The 17,408-nt window shown below is 39.1% G+C and carries 5 protein-coding genes; 1 reads left to right on the forward strand and 4 read right to left on the reverse strand.

The genetic code is table 11. The features are described from left to right. Positions 1-253 precede the first annotated feature (253 nt). Positions 254-8,938: a GH36-type glycosyl hydrolase domain-containing protein gene (locus G7Y57_RS11570; protein WP_165024134.1), complete on the reverse strand. Its 8,685-nt coding sequence runs from the start codon at positions 8,936-8,938 to the stop codon at positions 254-256. A 622-nt stretch (positions 8,939-9,560) separates the two neighbouring features. Here G7Y57_RS11570 and G7Y57_RS11575 point away from each other — a divergent pair. Next, positions 9,561-10,670 (forward strand): universal stress protein, encoded by a 1,110-nt coding sequence (locus G7Y57_RS11575; RefSeq protein ID WP_165024137.1) that lies wholly within the window; start codon positions 9,561-9,563, stop codon positions 10,668-10,670. A gap of 63 nt (positions 10,671-10,733) precedes the next feature. Here the strand turns inward: G7Y57_RS11575 and G7Y57_RS11580 are convergent, their stop codons facing one another. The 3 genes from G7Y57_RS11580 to G7Y57_RS11590 all read right to left on the reverse strand — a co-directional run bounded on the left by G7Y57_RS11580 (position 10,734) and on the right by G7Y57_RS11590 (position 17,302). Beyond that, positions 10,734-11,837, reverse strand: coding sequence for a SusF/SusE family outer membrane protein (locus G7Y57_RS11580; RefSeq protein WP_165024139.1), 1,104 nt, complete (start codon positions 11,835-11,837; stop codon positions 10,734-10,736). A 99-nt stretch (positions 11,838-11,936) separates the two neighbouring features. Then, on the reverse strand, positions 11,937-13,874 hold the full coding sequence (locus tag G7Y57_RS11585; RefSeq protein ID WP_165024142.1) for a RagB/SusD family nutrient uptake outer membrane protein: 1,938 nt from the start codon (positions 13,872-13,874) through the stop codon (positions 11,937-11,939). A 20-nt stretch (positions 13,875-13,894) separates the two neighbouring features. Beyond that, positions 13,895-17,302 carry a TonB-dependent receptor gene (locus G7Y57_RS11590; RefSeq protein ID WP_165024145.1) on the reverse strand — a complete coding sequence of 1,136 codons (3,408 nt, stop codon included), beginning with the start codon at positions 17,300-17,302 and terminating at the stop codon, positions 13,895-13,897. Positions 17,303-17,408 lie beyond the last annotated feature (106 nt).

Below are 17,408 nucleotides of genomic sequence, written 5' to 3' on the forward strand. Positions count from 1 at the left end.
TCTAGCGTGAGTTCGAAGTAAGAAAAGGAACAATAAAATCTTCATCCGAATTCGTCATCCCGAACTGAAAGGAGGGATCTACTCTGAAATAAGCCATTAGCTAATAGCTATTGGCTTATAGCCTCAAGAGATAATAGATCCCTCCTTTCAGTTCGGGATGACAGAATGGACGAAAGATAGATACTAATTCATACCTCACAATAATATGATGCTTACTTCGAACTCACGTTATTTTAAATATTAAGTTCAGCTTTTATTCTATCCACATTTCCACAAAGTGTTCTCTGTTATCATTTATCATAAAGAGAATATCTTTGTTTTCTTGTTCTTGTCCGTCAAGTATGAGTCGTGGTAATGACTTATTCGATATACGAGAGAAAGTTATATGATACACAGTTTCTTTATATCGATAATGTATCTTATAACCATTCCACTTCTTCGGTAAATGAGGAGACAAATGCAGTCTATCCCCCTCGATATTTATCCCAAGTAAAGTTTCGACCAAGAGGCGATACATCCATGCTGCAGAGCCGGTATACCAAGTCCATCCTCCCCTGCCTTTATGTTGATCGGCGGCATATACATCGGCGGCAATAACATAAGGTTCAACTTTATAAATAGCTGCCCGTTCAGCATTATCACTGTGGTTCACAGGGTTAAGCAATCCAAAAAGCTCCCATGCCTTTTCGGTTTCACCCATAAGAGCAAAAGCCAAAACCGTCCATATGGCACCATGTGTATACTGTCCTCCATTTTCGCGTACTCCCGGAATATATCCTTTAATATATCCGGGATTAAGAGCCGACTTATCGAACGGAGCCGTAAATAACTGGATCAGTTTATCATCACGACGAACAAGTTGTTTATCCACTTGTTCCATAGCCATCAAAGATCGCTCGGGGTCTCCTGCCCCACTTATGATTGACCAGCTTTGCGGTAAAGAATCGATATGACATTCATCATTCACTTTCGATCCTAAAGGTTCGCCGTTATCAAAATAGGCACGGCGATACCATTCTCCGTCCCATGCATGAATTTTTATATTTTCTTTCAATTTACGGGCTTCCTCTATACAGTGATCTGCAAATGCAGTATCATTTCGTAAGATTGCCAGTTTAGAGTACTTAATCAATACATCGTATAAGAAGAAACCCAGCCAAACACTTTCGCCACGTCCATCTTTTCCGATTAGATTCATACCATCATTCCAATCACCACAACCGATTAGAGGTAGGCCATGAACTCCAAATTTCAATCCGTATTTGATACTCCTTACACAATGCTCATAGAGTGTTGCCGATTCTTGCGAACGTCCGGGCAAGTCGTAATACGATTCTTCATCAGCTCGTAATGCTCTTCCTTCAATAAAGGATACCTTTTCATCAAGAATACCTGTATCTGCAACGCTTGTCACATATCGGCAAGTTACGTATGGCAACCATAGGTAATCGTCGGAGAAATGTGTCCTTACCCCTCGTCCCATAGGCGGATGCCACCAATGTTGCACATCACCTTCTAGAAACTGACGGCTTGCAGCACGAAGTATTTGTTTGCGAACAATAGAAGGTTCGGCATGTACCAACGCCATAACATCTTGTAATTGATCGCGGAATCCATAGGCTCCTCCGGATTGATAATATCCAGATCGTGCCCATACACGGCTACTCAATGTTTGATACAATAACCATCCGTTAGCCATCACATTTACCGATGCATCGGGAGTATCCACATTTACAGTTCCAAGTGTACGATTCCAATAATCCCATACACCTTTGAGAGCCTCTTTTGCAGCACCTGTTGTACGGAAACGCAAAACAAGATCACGCATCTCCTCTTTATTATGCGCAAAACCCAAACGGAAACGGGTATCCCTCTCCTGCCCATCCTGCAAATCGAATACTACTTGCATAGCTCCACAAGGATCAAGCCCTGCTCCGACTTTGCCCGAAAGACGGCTACGCTTCATGGATGCAGGTTGCGAAATATTACCATTTTGTCCTATAAACTCTGTTCGGTCACCTGTCAGTGTCCGCGATTCTCCGACATCTATAAAAGCTATTTTTCCGGCAAAACCGATATTATAAAAATTACGGGCGAACAGAACTCCTGTTCTCACATCTATTTCAGTCTGAATATGTAGCAAACTCTTCTGACGGAGATCTGCCAATACCCATTCATAATATCCGGTTACAGATAGTTTCCGAGGTTTCCCCGAAATATTACGAAGTTTCAACACACCGAATTTAATTGGTGCATCCATTGCTACATATACTGTCAACTCCGAAAAGATTCCATTTTCGGTATGTTCAAATACCGTATATCCAAAGCCATGTCTTACAACATAAGGAGTTGCTCCCTTTGCCGGTAATGGCGTAGGTGACCAAAATTCTCCGGTTTGCTCATCTCGGATATAGAATGCTTCGCCTGATGTATCTTTTACAGGATCATTATTCCATGGGGTAAGTCTAAACTCATGGGCATTTTCTGCCCACGTATATGAACTTCCGCTTTCTGAAACTACTGTTCCAAAATGCTGATTAGCCAATACATTACTCCAAGGAGCAGGTGTGGTTTGTCCCGATTGAAGCGTAATAACGTATTCCTGTCCATCGGGAGTAAAGCCCCCCAAACCATTTTTAAAAATCAGATCGCGCGATGGTAAAAGTTTCTCAATTCTCGGCGAGGCTGAATGTGTAGGCTGAAAAGAAGGAATTTTCAACTCCGAAATATTCAATGATTGGAGTTGCTTGTTCAATGTTCCCAGCTCATCACTCAATACAATACGTGCCGCTGCTTGCAGCAAGAGCATATCTTCGCGAGGTACTTGTTCTATACGACGAACAAATATTCCTCCGGCTTTTTCTAATAACGGAGCTTCAATACCTGATGATATGAGATTAACGATATCGTCGTGCACAGACTGACGATAAACAGAAACATCTTCATTGAGTATTACTAGTTCGACTGTAAGACCTTTCATTCGCCAATAAGCATGAGCCAAAACCAATTGCCTTACTAGTTCTATTCCCGACACATCACCTATGCGCAATAATACCAAAGGCGTATCACCCGAAATACTATAACTCCAAAGACCATCCTGCCCACGCCGGTTATTTTTCAAAATGATTTGCGATGCGCGCCTCAACGAATTAGCATAAACTAAAGCACCTGCTAATTTACCATATATCTGTGCTTCCGTTTCGGCAATACCAAGCTGATTGAGTACAACCTGACTGTGTGTCCAAGCCAGTTCGAAAGCCCGATCAGTCATGCGTATACTTTGATATTTATGTGCTAATGCCACCACCGTATCTTTTGTTTCAGCCATTCCCAGCAAAACACATACGGTGACTGTTTTACCTGCAGGTACAGTGACAGTACGGCGTAAAGAGATAACAGGGTCAAGAACCGACCCGCTACTATTAGACAACGATCCTCTATTATCCATAGCTAAAGGGTTTGCCAAAGAGCGTCCCCGACCAATGAAGAGTGATCTGTCTGTTTCACAGGATATTCCTCCTTGTTGATCATCCGGAACTAACATCAAATGGGCTAAATGTGGAGGAACTTCATCCTCAGAACGTGCTCGGCGAGTACAATATACTGCCGAATCTTCGGGTACAAATTCTGTCTGAACAAACAAATTACTAAATGCAGGATGAGCTTCATCTGCAGCCTGAGGGGCAATAACTACCTCACTATAAGTTGTTACTTCTATCTTACGCGGCTTATTGGAATGATTAATCAGTCGAATACGCCTTATTTCAATATCATCTTCGGGCGAAATACAAATAGATGAATGAATCTCCAGATCAGATTGCCTTTGACGAAACTCAGCATATGCCTGCGTAAATATCGCCTCATCATTTTTAGTCTTCCGGGAGGTTGGTTGATAAGTCGTAGACCAGAATTCACCTGTATCTTTATCCCTCAAGTAAACAAACATCCCCAAACTATCGGAAGTTGCATCTTCACGCCAACGGTTAACGGCTATGTTATGCCAACGGCTGTATCCGGATCCAGCATTATTTATCATTACGTGGTAACGACCGTTAGACAATAAATTGACTTCGGGCTTAATATCCATATCACCAACAATACGCATTACTTCTGTACTATCGTTAAGAAGCGGATGCAAGCCTTTTATTTCGAATTCAGAATCGTCAGAAATAGCATTATCCGTTATATTATGAGGTACACGTTCTTGCAACAATAATTCAGATGCCTTCAGCATCGGACAAGCCATGAAACGTCGCTGCATAGAATTATCTTTTATTAAATTACTTAACGATAAAAGACTCATTCCCTGATGGTGTACCATAAACGAATGGATATTTACACTCGTCTGATCGGGACGCAGATGTGATGGTGTGTAATCAATAGCTTCGTAGTAGCCATAAGCTCCCTCGTGTCCTTCGGCTGTAAGACGCTGCATATTTTCACATGCCTTTTTCGGTGAGACCATTAATGCCATTACTGTTGCATAGGGTGTAATAACGAGATCTTCGGACAATCCTCGTTTCAAACCAAGACTTGGAATTCCAAATGCTTTATACTGATAATTTAATGATGTATCGGTTCTGTTATATCCTGATTCGGAAATACCCCATGGAACACCAAGTGTTTTACCATACTCTATTTGTGCTTTTACAGCAACTTTGTAAGTCTGGTCAAGAAGCGTTTGCTTAAAATTAGGCATTACCAGCAAAGGCATAAGATATTCGAACATAGAGCCACTCCATGATAACAATACGGGTTTTCCGTGAGACACGACCAACAAGCGGCTTAATAAGAACCAATGTTCTTGGGGTACTTGCCTCTGGGCAATAGCGACATAACTACATAGCCTGGCTTCGGATGCCAACATGTCGTACGACGAGTTATCAGCACGTTGCTCAGTAACATTATATCCGATAACAAATAATTTCTTAGACGGACTATATAGGAAAGCGAAATCCATTTCGGCAGATGATTCGCTTTGCTCCGTTAATGATTCCAAAATCTGTATTCGCTGAATAGCGTGTTTAGACGCTGTATGAATATCTGCTAACCATGCATTAAGATATACTGCGCACCTCTCTTTGACAGATGCATCACGAATATCGACCAACCTTAATTGGGCAGATTCAATCAACGGACAAAGTCCATGCCCTAGTTTAGATAGTTCACGCAATGTAAAACCTTTGTCAAGAGCTTGTATATTATTAATGATATAATCCAGATTATCATCCAGCCCTTTTGACAATGTATTTTGCATCTGCAACCACGGGGCCAGATATAATAGTTCCTCTATGTGGTCTTCAATATTAATAATCAAGGTCTGCGCCCATGCATGTACTTCTGCATTAGAAGGAGCTAAAGATTCAATTATTTTTTCAGTCTGAAGTTTTACGGATTTGAGAAATGAGAATGCCGCCTGCAATGTTTCGGGTTTATTTATTTCCAATTCTTTTTCGAGTTGCAATATTCCCGTATTTTTAGCAGTGTAGCGTTTCATTACACGCACAGTATCTAATAGTCCACTAAATATGACAGGATCATAGACAGGTGCATGTTGCAGCTCCCTTAGTCCCTGACTTAGTGTAAGTAAATGACCGGCTAGATTCCCACTATCTACACTCGATACATATAGAGGAGGTAATGGCTCGAGCGTACGGGTATCGTACCAATTATATAAATGACCACGATATTTCTTCATATTATTTATAGTCGCAAACGTAAGTTGTGTACGTTCAACTACTTTTCCGGCAGGAATATATCCAAAATCGTATGCTGACAAATTAGCCAAGAGAGCTAAGCCTATATTGGTCGGAGATGTTCTCGAGGCCACAATTGGAACTGGTATTTCCTGATAATTATCAGGTGGCAGCCAATTTTCTTTAGCCGTTACAAATGTTTCAAAGAAAGACCATGTCTTACGGGCAATCCGATGCAGAAGTAAACTTTGTTCAGCCGTAAAACTAGGGATTTTCGGTTCTATCGGACAACTAATAACCCATGCTATACAAGGAGCTGCAAGCCATGTTATCCAAATAGGTGACGAACATAATAATAGCATTGGGTCGCAAAAAGCCAATAGTGCCACACAAACAAGTGCAAAGAAAGGAGAAAACCACATTAATGAATAAAATCCCGCCAGTGAATCGCTTGAAGTTTGTTCTGTATCAACCGAAGTCTTCCATTTTAATAAATATTTATGTGTTATCAACAAACGGACTAAAGTAGATACTATGGCATGAAGGTTCAGATAAGCCTCGTATGGTAATAGCATTAACGATAGCAAAACCTGTTTTAGTTGTCTCCAGCCTTTATGTAGACTTTCTCCCAAGTGCATTGACCATGATTGATCTATCGGCTTGCGAACAATATTAGTGAAGAAATTTAAAATAACAGGAGACAGTAGGATGACTGATACCAGTAGAGGCATTAACCATGCTGACTGAGGAAACCAAGTATAGAATAAAATAAGAAACACTAATAAAGCAGGTGGAATAAGACTTCGACGAAGATTATCGCTCATCTTCCAAACACCTAATCTAGATATGGGATTTCTTTCTGATTTTCCTCCAAATACAGGTACCCAAGGTAATAACCATTGGATAATCTGCCAATCACCACGAATCCAACGATGACGACGAATAGCGTCCATATTGTAACCCGGAGGATAGGCCTCATACATCTCTATATCGCTAATAAGTGCTGAACGAACATATGTAGATTCCAGTAAATCGTGACTAAGAATTTTATTTTCAGGGAATCGATCAGCCAATACCTGCTCGAAAGCATCTACATCATAAATACCTTTTCCGACGAAAGATCCTTCGCGAAAGACATCCTGATATACATCCGAAATAGCACGGGTATAAGGGTCGATTCCCGGGTCGCCCGAAACAAGACGTGTAAATATCGAACGTTGACTACTAACCAGATTAATAGATACTCGGGGTTGTAGAATGCCATAACCTTCGGTTACAATATTTCGTTTCGGATCTATAACCGGACGATTCAACGGATGCGCCATTGCTCCTACCAGTTTATAAGCTGTGTCTCCGGGCAGTTGTGTATCACTGTCTAGTGTTATTACATATTTTACAGACGTAAAAAAAGAAGTATCGCCCTCTATAAGTGTAAAAGCATTCGTGTCTCTTCGTCTGAGAAGAGCATTAAACTCCATCAGTTTTCCGCGTTTACGCTCATAGCCCATCCATTTACTCTCGCTCGCATTCCAGCGACGGGGGCGATGTAATAAATAGAATATTGAGCTAGTGATCGATACATATTTTTTATTCAAAGCTTCGATACCCGATCTGGCCCGCTCGAGTAAAAAATCATCTGATGGCATTATCTCCTGATCTGCATCGAGAAAGTCTGTCAACAACGCAAAGTGTAAATGTTCGTCGCGATTACTTAAATAATGAAGTTCTAAATTATTGACGAGTCTGTCTACTGTGTCCTCATCCGAAAGCATAGTTGGAATAACGACCATAGTACGATATTCGGACGGTATGCCATCTGAAAAGTCAAGTCGTGGCAGAACATTGGGTTTTACAAGTATCATAGATAGCCAATTGACCAGATCTACAACCAGCTGACTCACACACAATAGAAATATAATGGATAATGTAATAGACTTCCAGTTATCAAAAGCAACACCTCTGGCCTGTAATATGGTCATAAGCGCTCCACCACCGATTAGAGTGAGTAGTGTAATAGCACCTCCGTAAGAGATCAGAGGATAGCGATGAACCGCTCTTATAAATTTTGTCGAGAATGATTCCCTTCCACTAAGTGCGAGATTAAGGTTCATTTGTCCATCCCCAACCAAATAAAAGCCAACATGCGTTTTTACATTATCGAGCTGCTGACTTTGAGCTTCCTCTGCCAAACGGACAACTTTTTGAGCAACCTCTACCTCCGAAGATGAGTTCTGTTTCGCAGCCCTTTCTATCGTATGCCGATAATGATCACGTGTGGTGAAGTCCATTAAATGGTATATACCCGCAGGATCTTTTTTCAGCGTATTTTCCACAACGCTCAGTGTCTCTACAAATATTTTCCAGTCTGTTACACCTAGGGCACGAAGGCTGCTAATACTATTACTAACTGATAACTGATCTGCTGCCTGATATTGACTATCAGCATGTATAAGTTCCTCAATAGACAAGCCGTCCTCAGCCAACCGCTGTTCGAGCCATCTGCGTGCTATATGAAGCATCGGATTTTGAGACGACAGGCGTTGACAGAATTCTGAAATAAAAGAGCTGGAAAGAGGTATATTAGACTTAGCCATGTCTGCTACGACTTCTATAAGCCGCGATGGCCTTTTCTTTGCCATTTGTTGCAATTTATCAACCCACTGATTTGCAATATCTCGATGAGATTGATTCTCTTGTAGACGAGAAACTACACGTTGTAAATTTTCGATAAGTGCCAATCGGAGCATAATAGGAACAGCCCACAATTCGCCCAATGTTAATGGTGACTTTGTTTGATATGCTTCAATAAATGCACGAAGGGATTCCTTATCTATCTGAGCGTCCACATGTGATATTAGTTCTAAAACGAGGCAGTAAACACGAGGTAATCCTTTGGATACTCCAGTTGCAAGACAAGGTAGTTCCCTACTATACTTCTCCGGAAAATGTCGGCGAGCCAATTGAATATGCTCTTCTATCAAATAAAAATTGTCAACCAGCCATTTAGACGCAGGAGTTAAATTATTCGGTTTCTTTTGTATCAGTATCGCTTTATTAAAATTACGCAATACCTTATCATTACGATTAAGCTTTTCGAGTAGAAAATTGTCTTTTCGTCCACTTGTCAGCTGTTCTTCTCCTGCAAGTTTTTCTGCATGCTGAATGAGTTGTTCAATATTGAATAGTTCATCACGCAAGGGCAGTTCTACAGATTTACGATCTAAATACTTTAATATGTCCATATCTCTTAAAGTTACGTTTTAAATAACCAATACTGCCATAATATGTGATTTAATCAGACTTTCATTTTGCCCGAGAGGAATTTATTTATACTATAGCCTACATTATATTGATTTTAAATTTCCTATCCTGAATAATGCAGAATGTTTATTCATGGATTTCAAATATTAATATGTGTTTTCAATAAAAAAATGAAATAGCCTAAAAAAATAAGGAAAGGCTATGTTATATAAACAACAGTCGCCTTGTATTGTTTCGAATTTTCGAACTTCCACTGTCGTAATAATATATTAAAAACCATAAAATTAGCAAAATGGAAACAGGAAATGAGAAAATCACTTGCTTTGCGTTTAACTATTATTAGGCATTGTTAATTTTTATGCCAAAGAGAATATCACGATATATTTTAGTCCTAAAGAATCATTGCTTATCCTATATTTTTGTGTAAATTTGGGTAACACTTATAATCGCAAGATCATGTTAAAATCAAATCATTAACATGGAAAGCCATTGGCAATTAACATCTAAGAATAGAGAACAACTATTCGATAACGAAGTAGGATACTTTATTTTTCACTTCAAATATTTTACATGAAATATATTATTAAACTAAAATAGAGAGAGATGCAAAACAACTTGATAACATTCGCAATACATACCACTCCAAAAGCACAGATTCTTAAACATCTATTGGAAGAAAACGGCATTGAAGTCTTGCTTGAAACGATAGAAGAAAACAATAACCCCTCAACAGGGATAATTGTGCGCATAAAAGACTCTGATCTAAATAAAGCCCTGCAAATTGTAGAAGAGAATAAACCGTTTGACTACAGTGATCAGCAAATTTCTAAAATAGACGATGGAAGAAAACGCATTTTAGTTGCGGTCGATTTCTCCGACTATTCACTCAATGCTTGCCGGGTAGCATTTAACATCGCAAAAGATCTAAATGCTAAAGTAAAAATCCTTCATGTATTTTATAAAATATATTATCCATCGCCTTTTCCTTTCGCCGATCAATTAAAAGATAAAGATGATGTAGGACTTCTTGATAAAGTGAGAAAACAAATGCTCGATTTATGCTGCGATATAGATAGTAGGATAATGAAGAAAGAATTCCCATCTATAAACTATTCCTATTCTATTCGGGAAGGAATTGTAGAAGATGAGATTTCCGAATTCATCGAAGAGTATGATCCGACATTAGTAGTAATAGGGACAAAAGGAAAACATCAGAATAAGGCTAGCGTGTTAGGAAATGTTACGGCTGATATTATAGAAATGAATAATGTACCTGTTTTGGCTGTACCACAAGACTCACCTTTTGATGACGTGTCTACAATTAAGCACATCGCTTTCTTTTCTAATTACAGAAAATCAGATTTCCCATCTTTTAATACGATGGTTTCAATATTAAAACCGTTTCATGATGTCAGGATTTCATTAGTCCATGTCAACTCAGGGGCTAAAGAAAAAGAGAAATGGGCAGAATCAGAATTAATAGTAATGCGAGATTATTACACAGGACTATATCCAAATTTGAAGTTCGATTATAAATTGATAGATACTCCTGATGCATTAAACGGCGTTAGTGAATTTCTGGCAAAAGAGAATGTACAGATAGTAGCTTTGAATACGCGTAAGCGCAATATATTAGGGCGTATTTTTATCCCCAGTGTTTCTCGCAAAATACTTTCGAATCTGAATATTGCCTTATTGGTTTTAAGAGGCTAATTTTATAAGAAACAACGCTATCAGTTCATACCTGATAGCGTTGTTTAAATTAAGAGTAAATAATTATTGTTTTTCGAATTTTATTGTCATTTTCTCAGTATTCACAGTTATTTTATATTTCCCTGCTTCGTCATCATTCACTTTCCATTTAAGATCATCTCCTCCTTTATAAACCTGCAATCTAGTATCGTTGATCGATCCATCGGCAACCAGTGGCCTGAATGTATCATCATCCCAACTTCTCAAGGTCGGTAATTTTAATTCTCCGGCTTTTAAGTCACCTTCAAATATAAAAGTATTCGGATTAGCAGGATCCCATTGCATCTCAAGCGCTTTATCGATACTCCATTCGGCAGATGTGGCATTGCCTATCATATAGAGAGTCGGATAAGGTACATAGTGGTAAATAATTTTCAATTCTTCTCTAAATAGAGCAATTGCATAAAGCCCTTCGCGCTCTATTGTAAACATGTTATCAAGATCGCTATCACTAAGTCTCTCTACCAATGCTTCGTCATCAGTTCCTTTGTTCAGAGATGGTAAGAGACTATTCGTTGACATTATAAACTTGAACCCACCGGTTTTCAAATTTCCTCTCCAGTGGTAAAATACGCCATTCTCTGCTTCTGTCATCTTAGTAGCCTTACTTGGATCTAGACCTGCTTGAGTCGCACTCCCTAACAAATATAAAGGTTTAGGAGCAATAATATAGCTCTTAACGTCTACTTCGACAACAGATATCTCTGGATAAATAAACTTCGGTCCTGTAACTTTTGCTACAACCCTTGCCTGAAGCATTACCTCATCGCCCGGATAATATCCCCATTTTTTTACTAATAAATCATTTAATTCTTTATTGGTATAAACTATAGCCCGCTCGCCATCGGCAGGGATTTCAATAGGGTCGGTTGATGTTTCGAAATCTGCACCATATATATCCAGTCTGAAAATATAGACAATTGTATTTTCAGGCCCTCTATCTATGCCTTTGTTCCAAGAGAAAGTAACTGCTATTTCATCTGCTTTATCTTCATCCAAAACAATGGTATCATTCGATGATTTCAAAACTAAAGCATCGACTGGACCATCATTATTGTCATCATCGCTACAAGCAATTGAAAATACAGCCAATAAAAAAATGAAAATTATTTTATAAATTGCTCTCATATATATTATATTTCTGTGTAATTAATTTGAATGATTGGTATGGAAAATGACTATTAGACAAATCCGTTATGATATCATTCTTCAATTGTTTAGCCATAATCAAAATCCGGGAAGTTGTCTTAGATTCGGATTTTTATCAATCTGATTCTGATGAATCGGAGCCCAGTAATTCTTCTTTGTAAAAACACGTTTCAAATATGGTTTTCTTGTAAAAAATGCTTTTGAATTACTTTTATCATCGCTCTTTTCTGTTCCTTCATAATTCATCCCATAGAATGTTCTGTTAAGCGTACTCTCCCCAATCATCCATCTCCGCAAATCATCGTACCTGATAGAAAACTCACAGTTTAATTCTACACGGCGCTCGCGACGGATTGCTTCGCGCATATCATCCTGATTAGCCGGTACAGGAATTTCACCCACTCCACCGCCATAAATAGGTATGCCGCCTCTTTCTCTGATTTTGTTCAGATATAACAAAATTTCAGCTCGATTTGCAGGATTCGATTCGTTCAACGCTTCAGCATAATTAAGATATGCTTCTCCCAAGCGATAAAGGATTCCGGGACGATAAGGTCTGATATTATTTCGAGGATCATGATTCGGGTGTACACGCTTTCTCACTAAATACCCGTTCTGAGGGGCATCGTGTGTAGGACCTCCGTCTACATCGTTCATGTAAAACTTAGTCTCACGATTATCTCTCCTGAACCAGCTTCCATTATATAAAACCGAAACATAGAAACGTGGTTCGCGATTACAATACATGTTATATGTTCCTTCGAGTGTAACAGGATTTACTACATTCGCAATATCTCCCTTCGATTCTATCCACTTTGTTTTCCTCACATCGTTAGCTTCAGAAAAACCACTTTCACTATAGCCTGAAGCTGAATTTATAATTGGGCTTCCGTCCCCATTATAACCAGTTATAGGGCTTTGCCCATTTGCCATGAAGAAGGCATCCACTAATTCCTGAGAAACACCTAAACCACCGTTGCCTCCTGTACCTCTAGGCTGTGCATGCTTATCGTAATCATAAGACTCATTATTATTTGAACCACCTTCACCTGTGCTAGGGCGACCAAATAAAATCTCTTTATTTCCCTCATCGTATCTTTTGAATGACATATTCTGATACGACAAAAAAGGATCGATCGAGCCATCATCATTATATTCATAGTATAACTGATGACCATTAGCATGAGCAAAATCAATAAGTTCTTTACATGCTGTAGTTGCCTTTACCCATTTTTGATCATCTCTGGTCGTATTAAATATTTCAACTCCTTTATTATTCTCATATCCTTTATAATAAGGATTTCCATTAACCAACGGACTTGCAGCAAAAAGAAGCATGCGAGCTCTTACCGCCATACACATAACTGATGTAACCCGTCCATATTTACGAGAATCGGTGTAATAAGGAGGTAGTATTTTAGCAACCTCTTGCAATTCGTTATCGATCCAGGCAATTACTTCATCGAACGGAGTTTGCCCTATCATCAACTCTTCCGATGATGAATCGAAGTCAGACAGCCATGTTTGCAACGGAATAGCTCCGTAATTAGTAACCATTATATAATAGTAATATGCTATCAAAAAACGGCATTCGGCTTTCATATAAGTAACCTCCTGCTCTGTTACCAATTGTTGCGGATTAGCCTTTACATTGTTAATAAAGATATAAGCTGCTCTTATCTTAGGAGGAAAATCACCCCAATAGCCAGCCCCCCAGCTACTCGATGAACTCCAGTTTCCTTGTGCTTTTGAGATACAATCCCAGCCGTATGTTTCCCACCCTTTAGATGGAGAATAATCATCCGCCAGAGCATCGACATGTTTCACCTTTTCCAGATAAGGATTCGGTATTTTTGAATATACACCGGCCAACCAGTCTTCAGTCCTCGTCTTGTCCCTAAAAACCATTTCAAGGGTTAGTTCATCATCGGGCGACTTGTCGAGGTAATCGGAACAAGCACCCGTGAAAACAGGGAGTATTACAATCAATAAATACGTTAATATATTATATTTCATAGTTTCAACATCTTATTTTATTAAAAACTCACTTGCAATCCTATTGAATATGATCGCATTATAGAATATCTCAAACCATTATCATCAGGTGTATTTAATTCGGGATCCCACAGTTTAAAATCAGAAAGACAAAATAGATTTGTTCCTCGTGCAAATATTCTGGCATTTTGCATCGCTGCTTTACGTAGCATTTTTCTGGGGAAAGAGTATCCAACCTCTAAGTTCTTGAGTCTCATCATACTCATATCTCTCAGCCACCACGAAGACTCTTGAGAATTATTGGCATTACTTCCTATCGATAATCTTGGATAGAATGCGTCCTGACTCGGATTTTCAGGTGTCCAACGATCATAAGCATTAGAATATATGTTTCCTGTTGCCCCTTGCGTAGAACCCGGTAAAAAGAAAGCACCACGACCAATTGTCCGGTAAGTTTTTCCGCTGCCTTGAAATAAGAATCCAAAGTCGAGATTCTTATAATTCATATTTAATCCAAATCCATATATCAACTGAGGATCAACAGTTCCTCCTATCGGAGATCTGTCTTTCGAATCTACTACTCCGTCACCATTTACATCCCGATATTTTATATCTCCCGGACGCACCGGGCCAAAAGTATGAACAGGAATACCTTCTGCTAATTGGCCTTCCGCTACATCAGCGAAATCTTGTTCAGTAAAAAGCCCTTCAGCTATCAGACCGAATATTTGTCCTACGGGCAATCCTGTAGAAGATCGGTTTGTACCAATTACTCCCATATCTTCGTCTTGTTCTATAATCTTATTTTTAGCATAAGTCAGCGTACCTCTCACCGAAATAAACCAATCTTTGTTAATTCGTTTATTTACATCCAGTGTCAAATCAATACCTTTGTTATCTACTTTTCCAAAGTTAGCCCAAGGCAATTTTGCAAAACCTGCTGAGTTAGGGAAGTTCTTGCGTTGCATAAAAATATCACGACGTTTTTCATCAAAATAGTCAACTTGCAATTCGAGCATATTCCATAAACCAAGCTCCAGCCCCAGATTGGTTTTTGTCACAGTTTCCCATGTTAATCCGGGTACTCCTATATCTCCTTCCCATTTACCATTCCGGTGGAAATCTGCAAAATTTCCCCAATAATAACCATCATTTCCACCTCCATCACTGATGGTTGTTATATATGCAAAACGTCGCCCGTCAAGTTGATCATTTCCGACTAATCCATGCGATATTCTGAACTTTATTTTGGAAAATGTTTTATTTAACGGACGCATAAAAGGTTCTTCCGACATAATCCAACCCGCAGCTATTGAAGGAAAAAAACCGTAGCGTTGTCCTTTAGCAAAATTCTCAGATCCGTTATAACCAAAGTTAAACTCTGCAATATATCTTCCACTTAGCGTATAAGAAAGACGGCCTGCAAACCCTTGATTTCTATAAGGCAATTTGTCGCCATTATCATAATCTCTTTGATTATAAAGAAGGAGTGCATCCACTGCATGTTTAGAAGCAAAGGTGCGGTTATAAGTAATATTACCTTCCAGATATGTACTATTATCGCCCCAATGTTTTATTTGTTCCTGACCTAGAAATTCTTGCCCGTAAGAAGTGATAATTGTCTGTAATGCTCCTGTCTCGGGATCTCGACCCGTTGCAACAGCATAATAATCAGGATCTTTAGATCGTTTAACTCCATTGCGTGAAAAGTTGTCGAATGCAAAAGTAACTTTTGCCCTCAGTCCGGGCAAGATATCTTTCAAATCCTGATCAACAGATATTAGCGTCTCCAGTTTACTTTGAGAGTCGCGTTCATAACCTCTCTGCGTTGCAATAGCCCAAGGATTTGTCTGCTCAGGAACTTTTGGTATCTGACCCGACGAATAGCGGGTTGGGTGCACAAAGGGTGGAGTACGGAAAGCATCTTTGAACAAGTCGTCAATGCTACTTGGTGGAGAAACCCTTTTTTGTAAATAACCACCCATATTAACTCTCAAGAGAGTCGTAGATGTCACATCAAGATCTACATTTGAGCGCACATTATACCTATCCAGTCTTAGCGATGAATTCCATTCCTGCTCTTCATCTCTTTTTAGCATACCATTTTCGTGATAATAGGCAGTAACAAATGCATAGCGAAGGCGTTCAGTACCACCCGATATATCGACAGATGCACGTGTATTAGATCCACGGTCGTTCGATATAGCTTTGAGCCAATTCACATCCGGATAAAGATCCGGGTCTACACCAAGTCTGGTATTCTCAATCCTTCGTGGATCGAACATGACATTACCACCATTCTGCGTACTAATATCGTTTAATAGTTGCATATAATCGGCTGCACCTAAAAACTCCGGCACCTGCACAGGTTCTGTAATTCCGTGTTCGACATTTACTCTCACATTTGTTCGCCCTGCTTTCCCACGTTTTGTAGTAATTAGAATTACTCCGTTGGCTCCACGCACACCATAAACAGCTGTGGCGGAAGCATCTTTCAATACCGAGAAACTTTCTATTTCTTCTACATCAATATTGTCTAACGAACGCTCTACACCGTCAATTAATACCAATGGTTTACGGGCATTTCCTCCAACAAAGGTACTTATACCACGTATCCAATAATCGGAATGATCGTTACCGGGCTCACCCGAGCGTTGGGCTCCAATAATCCCACCGACGTTTCCAGCTAAGTTGTTACTTAATGAACGAGTAGTTCCCGTTTGTAGTTTAGATGGTTCCATAGTCGATATAGCACCTACTACCGATGCTTTTTTCTGGGAACCATAACCTACTACAACCACTTCTTCGAGCTGACCAATGTCTTCTTCGAGAACAATATTAATAATCTTTCGATTACCGACCTCTTCGTCTCTTTGTATAAAACCTATATATTTATATTGGAGAACAGCAAATCTATCAGGAACCAAAATTGAATAATTACCATCAATATCTGTTATAGTACCTACTTTAGGATCACTTTTCAACACGATAGATACCCCGATAAGTGGTTCTCCTTTTTTGTCTGTAACATTTCCTCTGATAGAAAGGCGATCCTTCTGTTGTTCTATGTTATTAACACTAACCGAGGCTCTTCTCGATACGAATATCTGCTTGTCAGATATACGGTATGTGTTGTCTGTATCTTTGAAAACTTCGTCCAGAACCTTATTTACAGGTTCATTATGGATAGAAACAGAGACTTTTTTGTTTCCATCTAAAATTTCATCATAGTAAAAGAATACATATTCGCTATTCTTTTCTATTTCGCTAAAGATTTCTTTTATTGGTTTATTTTTTATTTCTAGTGTAAGAAGAGCATTTTGAGCATAACTGTTACTGGCATAACATGCACTAATACTGATAAAAAAGGTAAAAAATATTACCCTCAAAATTTTAAATAGTCTCCTAGTATTAGCACATTTTATGCTAAATCTATTGATATTTATCATACATTTGTAATGATTTAAAGGTTAGACATATACATTTTTAACTTCTGAATCTTGATCGGGTGGTGTTTGGCGATGTCGCCCGATCTTTTCAGCACTTAAATTTCAC

The organism is Dysgonomonas sp. ZJ279 (genome assembly GCF_011039205.1).
Taxonomy (GTDB): domain Bacteria; phylum Bacteroidota; class Bacteroidia; order Bacteroidales; family Dysgonomonadaceae; genus Dysgonomonas.

Coding starts and splice junctions, on each gene's coding strand:
- G7Y57_RS11570 (WP_165024134.1), bottom strand. CDS start 8,938: ATGGACATATTAAAGTATTTAGATCGTAAATCTGTAGAACTGCCCTTG.
- G7Y57_RS11575 (WP_165024137.1), top strand. CDS start 9,561: ATGCAAAACAACTTGATAACATTCGCAATACATACCACTCCAAAAGCA.
- G7Y57_RS11580 (WP_165024139.1), bottom strand. CDS start 11,837: ATGAGAGCAATTTATAAAATAATTTTCATTTTTTTATTGGCTGTATTT.
- G7Y57_RS11585 (WP_165024142.1), bottom strand. CDS start 13,874: ATGAAATATAATATATTAACGTATTTATTGATTGTAATACTCCCTGTT.
- G7Y57_RS11590 (WP_165024145.1), bottom strand. CDS start 17,302: ATGATAAATATCAATAGATTTAGCATAAAATGTGCTAATACTAGGAGA.